This window comes from Microbacterium sp. NPDC055312 (assembly GCF_053645675.1).
Genome location: NZ_JBSHMU010000003.1, coordinates 1 through 15,815, shown reverse-complemented (window position 1 = coordinate 15,815; position 15,815 = coordinate 1). Strand labels below are relative to the sequence as shown.

Annotated in this window: 10 protein-coding genes; 2 read left to right on the top strand and 8 right to left on the bottom strand. The window is 71.0% G+C overall.

Translation table 11 applies throughout. From position 1 onward, the window contains the following. Positions 1-18: 18 nt before the first annotated feature. The 7 genes from ACWIDW_RS08690 to ACWIDW_RS08660 all read right to left on the bottom strand — a co-directional run bounded on the left by ACWIDW_RS08690 (position 19) and on the right by ACWIDW_RS08660 (position 12,391). Positions 19-5,937 (bottom strand): Ig-like domain-containing protein, encoded by a 5,919-nt coding sequence (locus ACWIDW_RS08690; protein WP_454124539.1) that lies wholly within the window; start codon positions 5,935-5,937, stop codon positions 19-21. Further along, positions 5,937-7,058, bottom strand: a complete 1,122-nt coding sequence (locus ACWIDW_RS08685) for a serine/threonine-protein kinase (protein WP_452322469.1) — start codon at positions 7,056-7,058, stop codon at positions 5,937-5,939. Before ACWIDW_RS08685 ends, ACWIDW_RS08690 begins: the two co-directional genes overlap by 1 nt. A 101-nt stretch (positions 7,059-7,159) precedes the next feature. After that, the gene (locus ACWIDW_RS08680) at positions 7,160-7,729 is read right to left on the bottom strand and encodes a DNA-3-methyladenine glycosylase I (protein ID WP_454124537.1); all 570 of its coding nucleotides are present in this window, start codon (positions 7,727-7,729) and stop codon (positions 7,160-7,162) included. A gap of 106 nt (positions 7,730-7,835) precedes the next feature. Continuing rightward, positions 7,836-9,902 carry an acyl-CoA dehydrogenase family protein gene (locus tag ACWIDW_RS08675; RefSeq protein ID WP_454124536.1) on the bottom strand — a complete coding sequence of 689 codons (2,067 nt, stop codon included), beginning with the start codon at positions 9,900-9,902 and terminating at the stop codon, positions 7,836-7,838. Positions 9,903-10,053: 151 nt separating this feature from the next. After that, positions 10,054-10,872: a MetQ/NlpA family ABC transporter substrate-binding protein gene (locus ACWIDW_RS08670; protein ID WP_454124534.1), complete on the bottom strand. Its 819-nt coding sequence runs from the start codon at positions 10,870-10,872 to the stop codon at positions 10,054-10,056. 38 nt (positions 10,873-10,910) lie between these two features. Beyond that, a complete protein-coding gene (locus ACWIDW_RS08665) occupies positions 10,911-11,582 on the bottom strand; it encodes a methionine ABC transporter permease (RefSeq protein WP_454124532.1) in 672 nt (223 codons plus the stop codon). Continuing rightward, positions 11,579-12,391, bottom strand: a complete 813-nt coding sequence (locus tag ACWIDW_RS08660; protein ID WP_454124531.1) for a methionine ABC transporter ATP-binding protein — start codon at positions 12,389-12,391, stop codon at positions 11,579-11,581. The genes ACWIDW_RS08665 and ACWIDW_RS08660 overlap by 4 nt, the downstream gene beginning before the upstream one ends. A gap of 96 nt (positions 12,392-12,487) precedes the next feature. Between ACWIDW_RS08660 and ACWIDW_RS08655 the strand changes: the two genes are divergently transcribed. Beyond that, positions 12,488-12,901 (top strand): OsmC family protein, encoded by a 414-nt coding sequence (locus ACWIDW_RS08655; protein ID WP_454124530.1) that lies wholly within the window; start codon positions 12,488-12,490, stop codon positions 12,899-12,901. Between the two features lie 299 nt (positions 12,902-13,200). Then, positions 13,201-13,527: a hypothetical protein gene (locus ACWIDW_RS08650; protein ID WP_454124528.1), complete on the top strand. Its 327-nt coding sequence runs from the start codon at positions 13,201-13,203 to the stop codon at positions 13,525-13,527. Positions 13,528-13,573: 46 nt separating this feature from the next. Here the strand turns inward: ACWIDW_RS08650 and recQ are convergent, their stop codons facing one another. Continuing rightward, the gene (gene recQ, locus ACWIDW_RS08645) at positions 13,574-15,616 is read right to left on the bottom strand and encodes a DNA helicase RecQ (RefSeq protein ID WP_454124526.1); all 2,043 of its coding nucleotides are present in this window, start codon (positions 15,614-15,616) and stop codon (positions 13,574-13,576) included. Between the last annotated feature and the right edge of the window lie 199 nt (positions 15,617-15,815).

The window sequence follows — 15,815 nt, the reverse complement described above, 5'->3', positions numbered from 1 at the left end:
CGGGTGCGCCGCCGAAGGTCACGGGCATCCGGTCATCCTCTGGGTGATCGGAGACAGCGTCGCGTACGCGCCGTTCCACGAGAGCGTCACGTCGAACGAGCCCGGCTCGTCGGCGAGCTCGACCGACATCACCCGGTACGAGCCGCGCGCGGCGGACGAGACCCGCACGGCGGCGGACGGGTCGGCGACCGGCAGGCACTGTGCGAAGTCGACCTCGACGATGGTGGGCGCCGTGGTGGCGGTGATGTTCACGGTGTTGGAGCATCGCTCGGTCTCGGTCGCGTGGCAGGCCCGGGCGCGGACCTGCCCCGGGGAGGCGTCCGCGCTCAGCGTGAAGTCGCCGCGCCACGACCCGTACATCTGGTACTGGGCCACGAAGCCCGGCTCGACGTCGATCGCGGGTGCCGATGCGAGCGGGTACGAGTACCGATCACCGTGACGGGTGGGGTTCTCGCCGACCTTGTACGTGGTGTCGCCGCCGGGGCCGTCGACGAAGGTGAAGGTGAACACCCGCGCGGTGGTCGACTCGGCGACGCCGTAGCCGTTCGACACGCAGGCCTTCACGTTGTACGCCTGGTACGCCTCGAGACCCTGCAGCGACGGCGACGACGAGGTGACGTCCGCTCCGGAGACCTGCAGGGCACCGGAATCGTCGGCGCTGCATGTCACCCTGCCCGATCGCCACGCCAGGTACACGACCTCGAGCGGCTCGGCGCTGCCGTTGGCCTGCGGCGCGATGCCCGACACGTTCACGGCCGTGTTCGACACGGCGGTGGCCTGGGTCTGAGCGGGATCGAAGTACGGGGCGCCGGCGACCGTGACCGAGACGGGGTACGAGGCCCCTTCGTTGCCACCGCCGGTGGGCGGCTGGAACTGGCTGACCGGCACGAGCGTGATGGTCTGCGCTCCGGGAGCCAGCTTCAGCTCGGCGGTCGTGGTGGCCCCGGTGCGCTGGATCACGTCACCGGTCTCGGCCACCCGGAACGCGCGGGCGTCGTTCGCCGCGGTGACGGCGAGCGAGACCACTCCCTTGCCGCGGTCGCTGCTGCCGTGCCGGTACACGGGGGTCGCGGTGGCGTTCGAGATCTCGGGCGCCTGGTACGCCCAGCTGGTGTGCGCCGAGGTGGTCGCCGACGTTCCGACGGCGTTGACCGCCGCTGCCGTGAACGCGTGCGGCACCCCGTTCACCAGGCCGTTCACCGTGCACCGGTATGCGCTGCCCGCCGGCCGGCAGGCGGCGCCCGCCGGTGCGCCGTCGCGCAGGATCGTCACGCCGGTCAGTGACGGATGCGCACGCGCCGCCTCGCCCAGCGCGACCTCCAGCTCGACGCTCGATCGGCCGAAGCCGATCGTCGTCAGGCTCGCCGGCGGCTGGGGGAAGCCCTGCAGGTCGAGGGTGAGAGTGCCCCCGCCGGTGCGGCCCTGGGCGTCGGCCACCGTGAACGGGACGGTGCACTGGCCGCCGGGCGCCTGGCCGCCGGCCGGCCAGCTGACGGTGACGGCTCGGCTGTTCGCCGCCGTGAGAGCGGCGACGTCGCAACGGGCTCCGGCGCCCAGCGAGACCAGCTGCAGTCCGGCTCCCGGCTTGCCCGCGAACGGGTCGTACTCGCCGGCGACATCGACGACGTCGATCGAGCATCCGCCGCTGGTGACCACGCACTGCCGGGTGAGGGTGGCGCCACGCGGGGCGTCGGGGGGCGCAGCGCCGACGACGAGTCGCAGCACGGCCGTCGGCTCGCCGTCCGACGGGACCGTCACGGTGACCTGCTCGACGGCGCCGGAGCGGGCATCCGCTCGCGCCTCGACGCTCAGCGTCGCACCCTGCTGGGTGACGATGAAGGACGGTCCCGCGTACGCGATCCGGTACTGCAGCGACGAGCGGTCGCCCTCGCGTCCGCCCTCCCACGAGGCCATCCCGGTGTACAGGTCGATGTCGGTCGTGGCACCCGGAGCGACCGTGTGCGAGATCGACGACAGCACGAGCTGCGGCGCCGACGGGCGGATGCCCACCGGCACGTCGACGTACGACCAGGCGCGCTGCCCGTCGAGGCGCACCGAGACGAGGCAGCTGTCCGACCACGGGGCGTCGCGTCCCGCCGCGTACACCGCCGTCGTGCCGGAACCGGCGGTGCAGCCGGCGGCCGCACGCTGGGTGAGGAACGGTCCGTCGCCGAGGTCGACATCGTCGGATGCCGGCAGATCGAGCAGCTCGCGCACGTCGAAGGTCTTCGAGGCGTCCTCGTCGACCACCACCGGCTTCACACCCTGCTTCAGCTGCACGCGCATGTCGTCGAACGCGGGGATGTGCAGGAACCCGTACCCGACGACGTCGCGCCCGGCAGGCGACGTGCCGGTGACCTGGAACGGCACGAGATCGCCGTCCTGCGGGGCCGTGCCGATGATCCGGCTGCCCTTCACCGTGTATCCGCGGGCATCGCCCCACAGGCTCAGCTTCAGCGACCGCACGTCGCCCGACGCCCACTGCACGCGGTCGCCGAGCACGTCGATGCCGCCCGACGCCAGCTCGGCCCGGTCGCGGGCGGTGAGCACCGTGTCGGAGACGACCGGCTGATCGACGACGGCGCCGTCGGTGACCGACACGACGATGAGTCCCTGCGCGGTGCTCGCCGTGCGGGTCGAGCGCACCGTGTAGAGGTACGAATTCGTGCCCGCGATGTCACCCGCGCGCAGCACGATCCGTCCGTCGTCGAGCGACGTGGCGGGGTCGATGAGCGCGTCGAGTCGCGCGTGCAGCGGGTTGCCGGGCACCGCGGGGGCGTTGGGCACGAGATCGACGATCTCGAGCTCACCCTGCCCCGGGTCGGAGTCGTTCGCCGCGGGGTGCAGCACCACGGGCGTCGCCGAGCCCGCCTCGACGCGGACGTAGTCGCTGTACGCGACGGGCGCGGCATCCGTCACCCTTGCGTCGAGCACGCCGATGCGGATCCGGCCCGAGCCTGTCTCGCCCTGCGAGTCGCGGACCGAGTACCGGAACGTCACCTGCCCGCCCTCCACCCCGCCGGCAGGGGCGCGATAGACGATCGCGTCACCGGCGGCGGAGATGGTGGCCGTCCCCCGGCCGCGATCGGGCTGATCCACGCTCGCGAGGGTCACGCGGTCGCCGTCCGGATCCACGCCGTTCGCCGGCACGGTGAGCGACACGGTCTGCCCGCTCAGCACGCGTCCGGTGAGCGGCGGCGGATTCGGTGCGCGGTTGGTGCCGGAGGGGACGACGGTCACCGTCACCGATCCGCTGTCGAAGAGCTCAGGGCGGCGCTCGAGCGACACCGCGTAGGTCAGGCGGTACGTGCCGGGGGTGGCCGGTGCGAGGTAGCGCAACGCACCGCCGTCGGCGAACACGAGCTCGCCCTCCTGGTCGGATCCGCCGACGTCGGGTCGCACGATCAGCGGCTCTCCGCGCGGCGCGACGTCGTTCGCGGTGACGTCGATCCGCGTCAGGGCACCGGCGCGCACCGTGACGGCGTCGGGGAACACGATCGGCCGGATGACGGTCGACGGCGCAGCGAGGAAGACCGTCACCGTCCCCTCGACCGCGGCCCCCGACCCGTCGGCCACGGTCACCGTGGCCTTGCCGATGACACCCGGCTCGCCATCGGGGGTCGTGCCGCTGACGCGGAGACGCTCGTTGCCGACCACGTTCGTCGTCAGCTGCGGGGTCGCGCTCACCGCCCCGGCCAGAATCAGCACGCGTCCGCTCGTGTTCTGCACGGCGCGCAGCACGTCGACCGTCGTGTCCTCACCCTCGCGGACGAAGGCGGTCACCGGCGCCATGCTCAGCGACGCGGCACCGTCGACGGCGGTGATCCGGATGACCGCCGACTGCTCGGCCTGGGTCGTCGTGTCCTGCGCGGTGTACGTCACGACGTACTGGCCCGCTTCGGGGACGATCACCTCGACGTCGCCGGATGCCGTGTTCGGCACCACCGTCATCCCCTCGGCGGTCGCGGCGGTCTGCACCGCGTCGACGAGCCGGTACGAGCCGGATCCCCCGGTGAGATGATCGCCGATGCGCACGACCTGCGGCTCGCCGATGCGCGCCGTGATCGCCACCGGCGAGGCCTGCATCGCGGGGCTGCTGCTCACCCGCACCTCGAGTGTCTTCTCGGTGGCGGCACCACGGGAGTCGGCGACGATGACCGTGACGGGGATCACGGCATCCGCCGCGTTGGGGTCGGTGTGCCGGATCGCGACGCGCCCGTCTGCGGTCGGCACGACCATGACGGGAGCGGCGCTGTCGACCTCGTACGCGTCGCTGAGCACGAACGGGTCGCCCTCGGGGTCGACCCATCCCGAGAGCACCGGCACGATCGTGCTGCCCCCGGGCAGCAGCTCGGGAGACGGCCAGTCCTGCCGGCAGCCGTCGACGCCGCACCAGACGGGCGCCGTGTTCGCGTCGTCTGCGGCCACAGTGAGCGTGACCGTCGCCGGCTGCGACACCGCCGCGCCGTCGGTCACCGTGTAGCTGAAGGTGGTCTGGCCGGATGTCGCCCGCACGTCGACCACGAGCGACTGACCGTTGCCCACCAGTGACAGCTCGCCGAACGCGGGGTCTGCGAGTCCGCCCTCGATGGAGGACGCGTCGATCGTGAGCACGTCCTTGCGGTTCGGATCGTGATCGTTCAGCAGCACGGGCATCACGACCTGCTCCCCCGGCCTGACCCCGAAGGTGTCGTCGACCGCGTTCGGCGGCAGCTGCTCGGCGACGTCCTCGACGACGACCCGGCCCTCCTGCTCCTGCGTCTCGTCGTCGACATCCCACTGCTCGAGCGGCACCAGCCGGCCGTCGGGAGCCGTCCAGATGAGCCCGGTCGCGAGCTCGGTGAGCACCGCGCGATCGCCGTTGGCGCGAAAGACCGGCTGGATGTCAGCCGATTCGAGCGCCGCGCCGGGCACGGTCAGCGCGGTGACGTCGCCGTCCGACCACAGCGTCGCCGAACCCGTATCGACCCACGCCGCGTATCGCGTCGAGCCGACCACGACGGGGGCGGCGGGCACGCCGTCGGCGTCGGCGAGGCGCTCGACCTCACCGCTGCGCAGCGTCACCGACACCAGCCCGTTCGAGTCGGCGATCAGCACGTCGTCGCCGCGTGCGGCGCCACCCTGCAGCACCGCGTCTTCGGCGATGTCGACCTCGACGGCGTCGTCACGGCCCGCGATCCACAGTCTGCCGGCACCGCGCTGCAGCAGCGCCCAGCGCTCGCCGACGACCGCGATGGCCAGGTCGGCGTCGCCGTCCGGAGCCGCAGCGAGCGGCGACTGCGCGCCGATGAAGCGATGCTCGCCGACGTCGAAGAGGCGCACGGCGCCCTCGTCGGCGGAGTACAGCGCGAGCAGGCCGGCGGGTGAGAGACCGATCGCATCGGCGACGTACGTCGGCCGGTCCTCCCCCTGTTCGACCTCGACCTCGGCGAACGGGTCGACCAGCGCCGTCGCCGCTCCGGGATCGAGCGACGACACCGACACCTGGCCGGTGTCGGTGCGGTAGGCGACGAAAGACCCGGCCGAGACGATCTGGCGGGTGCCGGCCGGAGTGGGGACGGATGCCGACGGGGCCCCGTCGTCTCCGGCATCCGCGAGCAGATCGCCGGGACTCGCCGGATCGATGTCCCAGCGCTGCCGGCCGCCCTGGCTGAACAGCACTGCCGACTGCCCGCTCTGCCAGACCGCTTCGGGCGAATCCGCCGACCGGACCGTGTCGATCTCGGCGAGCTCGGTGTTGACGCGTGCGTACTGGCCCGATTCGCGCATCACCCACACCGACGACTCCAGGCGGGGGACCTCTTGCGCCTGGTAGCCCTGCGCGGTGACGGCGAGCACGATGACGACCAGCACGGCGACGGCCCCGGCGATGCAGGCGATGAGACGCCCGCGGGAGCGTGCGGGCGCAGCCGGCTGCGCCTGTCTGCCGATCGCCATCAGAGGATCCCGGTCACGGTGAGCACGACGACGCCGATCGTCGCGATCGCGGCCGCCCCGACGAGCGCGCCGATGACGCCCGCCGTCCACGGCGAGCGCGTGCGGGTCGGGGCCGGAAGATCGTCGCGGTCGCGGAGGCTCGTGCGCTGCTTCTCGGCGCGCGCGGCGCGTCGGGAGTCCGGGGCGACGGTGGTGATGACGGGTCCGCGGTGACCGGCATCCGCGAAGCTGACGGGAGCCGCGGCCGCCCACTCGGCGGATGCAGCCTCGAAGGCGGTCGGGGCGATGCCGAGCTCGTACTGGGCCCAGCGCAGGCGATCGGCGAAGGCAGCCATGGTCGGGAAGCGCTGCGCGGGGTCGCGATGCATCGCCGTGGCGAGGACCTGATCGATGATCGGCGGCATACCCGGGATCGGCGTGTAGCGCGCGCGGATGATGCGCTGGCGCAGCTGGTCTCGGGAGTTCGACTCGCGGTCGGGCAGCTCGAACGGGCTGCGCCCGGCGAGCAGCGTGTACAGCGTCGCCGCGAGGCTCCACACCTCGCTCGGCACCGACCCGGTCACACGCTCCTGCAGCACCTCGGGCGAGCTCCACGGCACCGACATCGCGAAGACGTCGCTCTCACCGGCATCCACCACCGCGGCGGCGATGCCGAAGTCGGCGAGCACCGGAGAGCCGAGTGAGTTGATCAGCACGTTCGACGGCTTGATGTCGCGATGCAGCAGGCCCGCGCGGTGCACGGTCTCGAGCGCGCCGGCGATGCGCACGCCGGTGTCGAGCACTTCCGCCAGAGGCAGCGGCGCCGTGCGGTAGCGGGCGCTCATCGTGTCGGGGCAGTACTCCATCGCGAAGTACGGGCGTCCGTCGGCCGAGATCGACGCCTGGTAGATCGTGACGATCGACGGATGCGCGCTGAGCCGCGCCGAGATGTCGGCTTCGGCGTTGAACGCGCGCAGCACATCGGGGTTCACGGCGTCGGCGAGCAGCACCTTCACGGCGGCGACGCGACGGGGCATGTCCTGCTCGTAGAGGAACACGTCGGCGAACCCGCCCGAGCCGAGGGGCCGCACGTAGCTGTAGCCGGCCAGCGTGGGAGGCGGCGACGTGATGCGCTTCGCCACGAGTCCCTCCCTCACTAGGCGCGAGGCGCAGGAAGACACCCCCCGGCGTTGATCATATCCGGTCGGCACTCCGCGCTCCGGCTGCGGAGACGGAGGGCGAGTCAGGCTCGCCAGCACCCCTCGACGTGATCGTCGACCATCCCGGATGACTGCATCAGCGCGTACATCGTCGTCGGCCCCACGAACCGGAAGCCGCGGGCGCGCAGCGCCGTGCTGAGCGCCGTCGACTCCGCCGTGACCGCGGGCACGTCGGCGAAGTCGCGCGGTCGGGGGCGGGATGCCTGCGGCGCGAACGACCACATCAGGGCATCCAGCTCCCCCTCGGCCATGTCTCGCACCAGCGCGGCGTTCGAGATCGTGGCCTCGATCTTGGCCCGGTTGCGGATGATGCCGGCATCCGTCATCAGCCGATCGACGTCGTCGGGGCCGAATGCGGCGACCGCTGCGGGGTCGAACCCGGCGAACACCTCGCGGAACCGCGGGCGCTTGCGCAGGATCGTGATCCAGCTGAGCCCGGCCTGGAACCCCTCGAGCGCCATCTTCTCGAACAGTGCGCGGTCGCCGTGCAGCGGGTGGCCCCACTCCTCGTCGTGGTAGCGGCGGTACTCGGCGTCGTCGCCGACCCAGGCGCAACGGGCGCGTCCGTCAGACGCCGTGAGGAGGGATGCCATGCCGCCACGTTACCGGCGGAGGAAGACGCCTGCCGCGGACAGGATCCGAGAATCCGTCCGCGGCAGGCGCACATCTGCGCGCGAGGCGCTCAGCGCTTCTTCTGGCTCAGCGCTTCTTCTGCTTGAGAGCCTTCTCCGACACGGGCGCCTCGCCGGACGCCTCGAGCGCGGCGTAGTACGCACGGGCCTCGTCCTGGCGCTGCTGCTCGACGCCGCTCGCGATCGGGGCGCGCACGTGCTCGGGCTCGTAACCGAAGGCCTGCACGAGCTCGAGGGCGTGCGGACGCAGGCGCGCGCAGAGGCGGTCGATGTAGCTCGACACCGCGGCGGCGCGCTGCGTCGACAGGCGGCCGTTGATCATGTGCCAGGCGAGGTGCCTCTCGATCAGCGACAGGCCGAACAGGTCGCGCAGCCAGGTGAGCACCTGCCGGGTGCCGGCGTCGTCGATCCTGCGGATGGCGTCGGTGAACGCCTCCCACTGCAGCAGCTCGCCGTGGGCACGGGCGGCCTCGATCAGCTCGGCCTGGTTCTCGTTGAACAGCTTCTCGCCGAGCACCTTGTCCTTGCCCGCGGCGCGCAGGCGTCCGGCGATGTCGGCGACCATCTGCTGCACGCGCTCGGTGAGCAGCTCGTGCTGCTGCTCTTCGCGCAGGCCGAGCTCGACCGAGCGGGCGACCTGGCCGAAGTCGGCGACGGCCTGGCCGAGGGCGCGCAGCCCCGCACCGTGGAACACCTTGCCGGCCGTCTGACCGACGGCGTAGCGGGCGAGCTTCCTGGCATCCGCGCCCTTGAACTGCTTCGCGAAGTCGGTGAGCAGACGCTTGCCGACCAGCTGCAGCAGGATGTTGTTGTCGCCCTCGAAGGTGACGTAGATGTCGAGGTCGGCGCGCAGGCCGACCAGACGGTTCTCGAACATGAACCCGGCGCCGCCGCAGGCCTCGCGTGCCTCCTGCAGGGTGTCGAGCGCGTGCCAGGTCGACAGCGGCTTGAGCGCGGCGGCCAGGGTCTCGAGGTCTTCGCGGTCTTCGGGGGTGTCGGTGCGGCCCGAGAAGACGCCGTCAAACTTCTGCAGGAACTCGTCGTGCGCGAAGATCTGCGCGTATGTGGTGGCGAGGCGCGGCAGCAGCCGGCGCTGGTGCTTGCCGTAGTCGAGCAGCACGGTCTCTTCGCCGTTCGCGCCGTCGAACTGGCGGCGCTGGGTGGCGTACGTGATCGCGATGTGCAGACCGAGGGCGGATGCCCACGACGCTGCGCCGTCGAGCGAGACGCGCCCCTGCACGAGGGTGCCGAGCATGGTGAAGAACCGGCGTCCGGGGCTCTCGATCTCGCTGGTGTACGTGCCGTCGGCGGCGACGTCGCCGTAGCGGTTGAGCAGGTTGGTGCGTGGGATGCGCACGTGGTCGAAGCTGAGGCGGCCGTTGTCGATGCCGTTCAGCCCGCCCTTGAGCCCGTCGTCCTCGCGGCCGATGCCGGGCAGGTCGTTGCCGTCGTCTCCGCGCAGCGGCACGTAGAAGCAGTGCACGCCGTGGTTGACGCCGTTGGTGATCAGCTGCGCGAACACCGTCGCCGCGATGCCGTGCAGGGCGGCGTTGCCGAGGTACTCCTTCGTCGCCGCGCGGAACGGCGTGTTGATCACGAACTCCTCGGTCTCGGGGTCGTACGTGGCGGTGGTGCCCACCGCGGCGACGTCGGAGCCGTGACCGATCTCGGTCATCGCGAAGGCGCCGGGGATCGACAGGTCCATCACCCCGGGCAGCCACTTCTCGTGGTGCTGCTCGGTGCCGAGCTGCAGGATCGCCGAGCCGAACAGTCCCCACTGCACGCCCGACTTGATCTGCAGGCTCGGGTCGGCCGCGACGAGCTCTTCGAATCCGGCGATGTTGGCGCCGTTGTTCTCTTCGCCGCCGAAGCGCTTCGGAAAGGCGCGGTGCACGGCACGGTTCTCGACGAGCAGGTGCAGCTGCGAGAGCACGCGCTCGCGGTGCGCGTCTTTGGCGAGGCTGTCGTCGCGCCAGAAGGCCGGGTCCTTGATCATCTCGCGGGCCTCGCGGCGGGTCTCGGCCCAGGTGCCGAGAAGAAGCTCGTTCACTCGATCGACGTCGATCGTGTGGGGCGCCGGCGCCGCGGTGGGGGCGTCAGCGGCAGGGGTGGGACGGATGGCTGCGTCGACCATGGCGGTTCCTCTCAGAAAGGAGCAGGTGTCCTTCAACCGTAGGAGTCCGACAACGAGAGGCGAAGTCGACTGTGGTGGATGCACAAGGGCATCCGGCGCCGACCGCGCCTCCCGTTGTCACCTGGCGACAGTCGGCGACCGTCTCCGGGGATCACCAGGCGGTCGTGATGGTGCCGTTGCCCTCGATGACCTCGCGCACCGCGTCGCTCGTGAACGCCTTCGCGAGGGCCTTGGTCGCCTTCGAATCGGCGTCCTTCTGCTGCACGACGAGGTTCAGCGCGAACCGGTCGTCGAGCTCGGTGATCAGGCCGTCGTCGTCGGGGTTGAGGCCGAGCGCCTTGATGTGCGAGGGCCACTGGAAGACGAGGTCGGCCTCTTCGTACGCGGCGTTCAGCGATGCGATGGGCACCTGCACGAACTCGAGGTTCTTCGGATTCTCGGTGATGTCCTTCACGGTCGCCGCATACGGGTCGACCTCGGGGTCGAGGGTGATGACGTCGTTCGCGGCGAGCAGCTTGAGCGCGCGGCCGGTGTTGGACGGGTCGTCGGGAATGGCCACCTTGCCGCCCTCGGGCAGGTCGGCGATGTCGTCGAGCGTCTTCGAGTAGAAGGCGATGACGAAGTTGTACACCGGCTGCACGCCGACGAGGTTCGCGTCGTTCCCCTCGTTGAACGTCTGCATGTAGGGCACGTGCTGCGAGAAGTTCGCGTACACGTCGCCGCCGTTCAGGATCGTGTTCGCGGTGATGTAGTCGGCGACCTCGACGAGCTTGATCTCGTAGCCGTCGTCGATCGCCTCGCCCGCAGCCTTCACGACGTCGGTCATCGGCGCCTGCACGGCGGCCACCGTGAGGACGGTGGGCTCGCCGGCACCGGCATCCGTCTTCTCATCTGCTGCCGGCGCGCAGGCGGTGAGGGCGAGCGCGAGGCCGAGACCGGCGGCGGCGAAGGCGAGGCGTGACTTCTTCATGGGTGTCTTCCGTTTCAATGAGGTTCCGGATGCGGGATTCAGCGGTGGTCGAGCCGCACCGAGGTGCGGTGCCCGACGGCCTGGATGGCGAGCACGCAGACGATGATGATGACGATCGTGAGGTACATGAGGTTGTCGTTGTAGACCTGGTAGCCGTAGCGCATCGCGAAGTCGCCGATGCCGCCGCCGCCCACGACGCCCAGCACCGTCGAGTACGACAGCAGGCTGATCGCGGCCGAGGTCAGGGCGTAGACGAGTCCCGAGCGCGCCTCGGGCAGCAGCATCCGGAACACCGCCTGCGGCACCGTCGCGCCCGACGCGACGGCGACCTTCGAGATGCCCGCGGGGATCTCGCGCAGGATCTGCTCGGTGAGGCGGGCGTAGATCGCCACGGCGACGAAGCAGAGCGGCAGGGTCGCCGCCTGGGTGCCGAAGCTCGTGCCGATCACCGCACGGGTGAACGGGATGAGGAAGACGACGAGCAGCAGGAACGGGAACGAGCGGACGATGTTGATGTACAGGTTCGCGACGGTGTTGACGGCGCGGTTCTCGGCGATGCCGCCGCGTTCGGTGAGGTACACGACGGTGCCGAGCGGCAGGCCGATGAGCACCGCGGCGAGCAGCGAGACGAGCACCATGTATCCGGTCTCGGCCATCGACTCGGCGATGTCGGCACCGTATTCGGCGAGCAGGTCGGTCAGCCAGGTCATGCCGTCAGCTCTCGCTTGACCTGCTCGTAGTAGCTCGGCAGCGAGCGGGGCCCGGCGGCGTCGATCTCGAAGAGCTCGCGCAGGCGTCCGTTCTCGAGCAGTGCGGCGCGGTCGCAGATCGCTTTGACGACGTCGAGGTCGTGGGTGATGACGATGACCGTGGTGCCGAGCTGGTCGCGGGCGTCGGCGAGCACGCGCAGCACGTCGGCGGTCGTCGACGCATCGAGGGATGAGGTGGGTTCGTCGCAGAGCAGCAGCGGCGGCTTCGAGACGAGGGCGCGGGCGAGGCCGACGCGCTGGCGCTCGCCGCCGGAGAGCTGGGCGGGGAAGTGGTCGGCGCGGTGTGCGAGGCCGACGAACGAGAGGATCTCGTCGACGGCATCGCGCTGTCGCGCCGCCGTCATGCGTTTCGGGAAGCGCGGCGCGGCGCGTTCGGCGCTGCCCGGCGCGGCGCGTTCGGCGAGACGCAACGGCAGGCGCACGTTGTCGCGCACGGTGCTGTTGCTGAGCAGGTGGACGCCCTGGAACACGACTCCGACGCCGCGGCGGAGGGAGCGCAGGGCCGCGCCGTCGAGGTCCGCGACCGACGCGCCGCGGACGAGCACGTCGCCGCCGGTCGGGCGGGTGAGTCCGTTGATCAGCTCGAGCAGGGTCGACTTGCCCGCGCCGCTCTCGCCGATGATGCCGAAGATCTCGCCGGACCGGATGCTGAGGGTCACGTCGTCGAGCGCCGGGCGTTCGTCGGTGGCGGGGCGGAACCGCTTGGTGACGTGGCGGAACTCCACGATCGCAGGCAGGTCGGTGGCCATCGTGTCTTTCAGGTGCGGTGGTGGCGGGCCGTCTGTCAGGGCCCCAGGGCAGGCCGAGCGGCCTTTTCTGTACGTGATCCAAATTATAGTTGGGTTATGAGCCTCAGGTACCGGACGGAAGCGATCAACGGCGACGGCGGCACGGGCACGGCGCGCGTGACCGGCGGCATGGAGGTCGCTGTGGCGTCACCCCTGGCGCCGGACCCCGACCCGGATGCCTCGAACCCCGAGCAGCTGCTGGCGCTGGCGTGGTCGACGTGCTTGAACGCGACGGCGCAGGCGCTGGTGAAGCGCGAGCGCCGCACGGCGGTGCGGATCGAGGTCGAGCTGCACGACGCGTCGGAGGGGCCGGGTTACGAATTCCACGTCGACACGTTTCTGTCGGCGGAGGATCTGACGCTGGACGAGACGGCGGATCTGCTGGCTCGCGCGCATGCGCGCTGCCCGGTGTCGAAGCTGCTGCGCGGAGCGACGACGGCGCGGGTGCACGCGGAGGAGTTCGCCGGCTGAAGGCGTGCCCGCCGGATTCGGGTGTGCTGGCGCGCCCCGGTGTGCGCCGGTTCGGTTGGGCGTTCGAGTTGCGAGGCGAGTGAAGCATCCAGCGGTGCTCGCGACATCGCCGCATCAGCGCATCGCGTGTGCGCAGATCCGGGTCCGTGCTCCAGCACACCTGGTCATGCGATGGCCGGTCTGTAGCGTCGGGGTGGTGGGTCGATCCCGGCACAAAAGATCACAACACGATAACGAACGACGACGCTCTCCGAGCCAGGCGAGCCCGGGCACCGGGTGACGGCGGCTACGGTGTGCGCATGGACGACGAGCGCGCGGTGCGCACGCAGCGGCTCAGACGGTGGTGCGTCTCGATCTGCTGGACCGCCGTCGCGCTGGGTGCGATCGGCTGGGTGCTCATCGTCCTCGAGCTGTTCAGCTCCGGGCTGCGGCTGGCGCTCACCGGGCAGGGGATGGAGCAGGAAGCGGCGGATGCGATGCGCGCGGCGGCTCTGGTGATCACGCTGGTGTGCAGCGCGACGACCGTCGCCGCCGCGATCACACGTCGCTGGGTGCTGCTGCCGCTCTCCCTGCTGCTTGTGGGGCTGGGGGTCGTGCTGCTGGCCGGTCAGATCAACACGAAATGAGCGCACTTCTTCCGACATCGACCGCGCGACTCCGGCCACGACCCTGTCAGTGCGCCGCGATCACCTCGAGCACGGCGGCGCCGTAGGCATCCCTCTTCTTCTCGCCGATGCCGCTGATGCCACCCAGACCCGACACGGTGGTCGGTCGATGCTCCGCTAGCGCGCGCAGCGTCGCGTCGCCGAACACGATGTACGCGGGCACACCCTGCTCGCGGGCGGTCGCCGCACGCCAGGCGCGCAGCGCCTCGAAGAGGTCGCGGTCTTCGGCATCCAGCGAGGCGGATGCCGGCGCCTTGCGCACGCGCGACGAACCGCCTGCGCGCCCCATGGTGTCTTTTCGCAGCGGCACGGCGGTCTCGCCGCGCAGCACGCCGGCCGCCGCCTCCCCCGGCGCGAGCGTGCCGTACTCGCCCTGCGCGACGAGGATGCCCCTCGCCAGCAGCTGCCGCACGACGCTGCGCCAGTCCTGGTCGGACAGGTCGGCGCCGATGCCGTAGGTGGCGAGCTGCTCGTGGCGCATCTTGCGGATGCGGTCGTTCGAGGCTCCGCGCAGGATGTCGATCAGGTGCCCGGCACCGAACGCCTGGTTGCGCTCACGCTTCAACCGCACGATCGTCGACAGCAGCTTCTGCGCGGGAACCAGTCCGTCGAAGGTGTCGGGCTGCTCGAGGCAGGTGTCGCAGTTGCCGCAGGCGTCGCTGTCCTGCCCGAAGTAGCGCAGCAGGTTCTGCCGCCGGCAGGCGACGGTCTCGCACAGCGCGAGCATGGCATCCAGGTGCTGCCCCATCCGCATCTTGAAGGTGCGATCGCCGGGGCTCTGGTCGATCATCCGGCGCTGCTGCACGACGTCGCCCAGCCCGTACGCCATCCACGCGACCGACGGTTCGCCGTCGCGCCCGGCACGACCGGTCTCCTGGTAGTACCCCTCGACCGACTTCGGCAGATCGATGTGCGCGACGAAGCGCACATCCGGCTTGTCGATTCCCATGCCGAACGCGATCGTCGCGACCATGACGACGCCGTCCTCGCGCAGGAACCGGGCCTGGTTCGCCGCGCGCACCTCGGCGGGAAGGCCGGCGTGGTAGGGCAGTGCGTCGAAACCCTTGGATGCCAGATGCTCGGCCGTCTGCTCGACCGACTTGCGGCTGAGGGCGTAGACGATACCTGAGCCTTGAGGACTGGGCCCCTGAGCCGGTCGAAGGGTCGAGGAGATGAAGTCGACGAGCTGCCGGCGCACCTCGACCTTGGGCACGATGCGGTACTGGATGTTCGGGCGATCGAAGCTCGCGACGAAGTGCTGCGCCGTCGGCAGCTGCAGGCGCTCGGTGAGCTCCCGGTGCGTCGCGCGGGTCGCGGTGGCGGTGAGCGCCATGCGCGGCACTCCGGGGAACCGCTCGGCGAGATCACCGAGGGCGAGGTAGTCGGGTCGGAAGTCGTGCCCCCACTGCGACACGCAGTGCGCCTCGTCGATGGCGATCACGCTGAGTGCGCCGCGCTGCAGCAGCTGCGTGGTCTGTGCCGATGACAGCCGCTCGGGGGCGACGTAGATCAAGTCGAGCTCGCCGGCGACGTACGCGCGCTCGACCTCGCGGCGCTCGTCGGGCGCCTGCGTCGAGTTCAGATACGCCGCCCGCACCCCGTTCGCGCGCAGCGCGTCGACCTGGTCGTGCATGAGCGCGATGAGCGGGCTGATCACGAGCCCGGTGCCCTCGCGCACGAGCGCCGGCACCTGATAGGTGATCGACTTGCCGCCGCCGGTGGGCATGAGCACGACGGCGTCTCCCCCGCCGACGACGTGGTCGACGATCGCGGCCTGATCGCCGCGGAACGCGTCGTACCCGAAGACCGTGCGCAGCGCCTCGATCGGCGTCGGGAACTTCGACGGCGCGATTCCGGATGCCGGGGCGCGTCCGCCTGTCGCGGCCGGCGTCATCGGACCCGAGCCCCAGTCGAGCGGCGGCTCCCAGCCGTCTTCCGGCGGCACCCAGTCGAGCTCTTCGGGCGGGAGGTCGTCATAGGGGTCGTCGGGGTAGGGCACGTCGTCATACGGCCCCTCGACAGGCTCAGGGACCCCATTCGATCGACGCATCCCTCCAGCGTAGCCACCGGCGCCGACACCGTGGCCGGCCGTCCACAGCCGCCGCGCGGACCGCCGCCGGCTCCGCCCGCCGGAACCGTCCCGATACCGCCCGATACCGCCCAGGAACCGCCCGCGGGCCGTGCCACTTCGGGGGCCGACACTCCAGATGTCGGACGTTCTCGCGGAAACGGTCCGACATCTGGAGTGT

Coding starts and splice junctions, on each gene's coding strand:
- ACWIDW_RS08690 (WP_454124539.1), bottom strand. CDS start 5,937: ATGGCGATCGGCAGACAGGCGCAGCCGGCTGCGCCCGCACGCTCCCGC.
- ACWIDW_RS08680 (WP_454124537.1), bottom strand. CDS start 7,729: ATGGCATCCCTCCTCACGGCGTCTGACGGACGCGCCCGTTGCGCCTGG.
- ACWIDW_RS08675 (WP_454124536.1), bottom strand. CDS start 9,902: ATGGTCGACGCAGCCATCCGTCCCACCCCTGCCGCTGACGCCCCCACC.
- ACWIDW_RS08670 (WP_454124534.1), bottom strand. CDS start 10,872: ATGAAGAAGTCACGCCTCGCCTTCGCCGCCGCCGGTCTCGGCCTCGCG.
- ACWIDW_RS08665 (WP_454124532.1), bottom strand. CDS start 11,582: ATGACCTGGCTGACCGACCTGCTCGCCGAATACGGTGCCGACATCGCC.
- ACWIDW_RS08660 (WP_454124531.1), bottom strand. CDS start 12,391: ATGGCCACCGACCTGCCTGCGATCGTGGAGTTCCGCCACGTCACCAAG.
- ACWIDW_RS08655 (WP_454124530.1), top strand. CDS start 12,488: ATGAGCCTCAGGTACCGGACGGAAGCGATCAACGGCGACGGCGGCACG.
- ACWIDW_RS08650 (WP_454124528.1), top strand. CDS start 13,201: ATGGACGACGAGCGCGCGGTGCGCACGCAGCGGCTCAGACGGTGGTGC.
- recQ (WP_454124526.1), bottom strand. CDS start 15,616: ATGCGTCGATCGAATGGGGTCCCTGAGCCTGTCGAGGGGCCGTATGAC.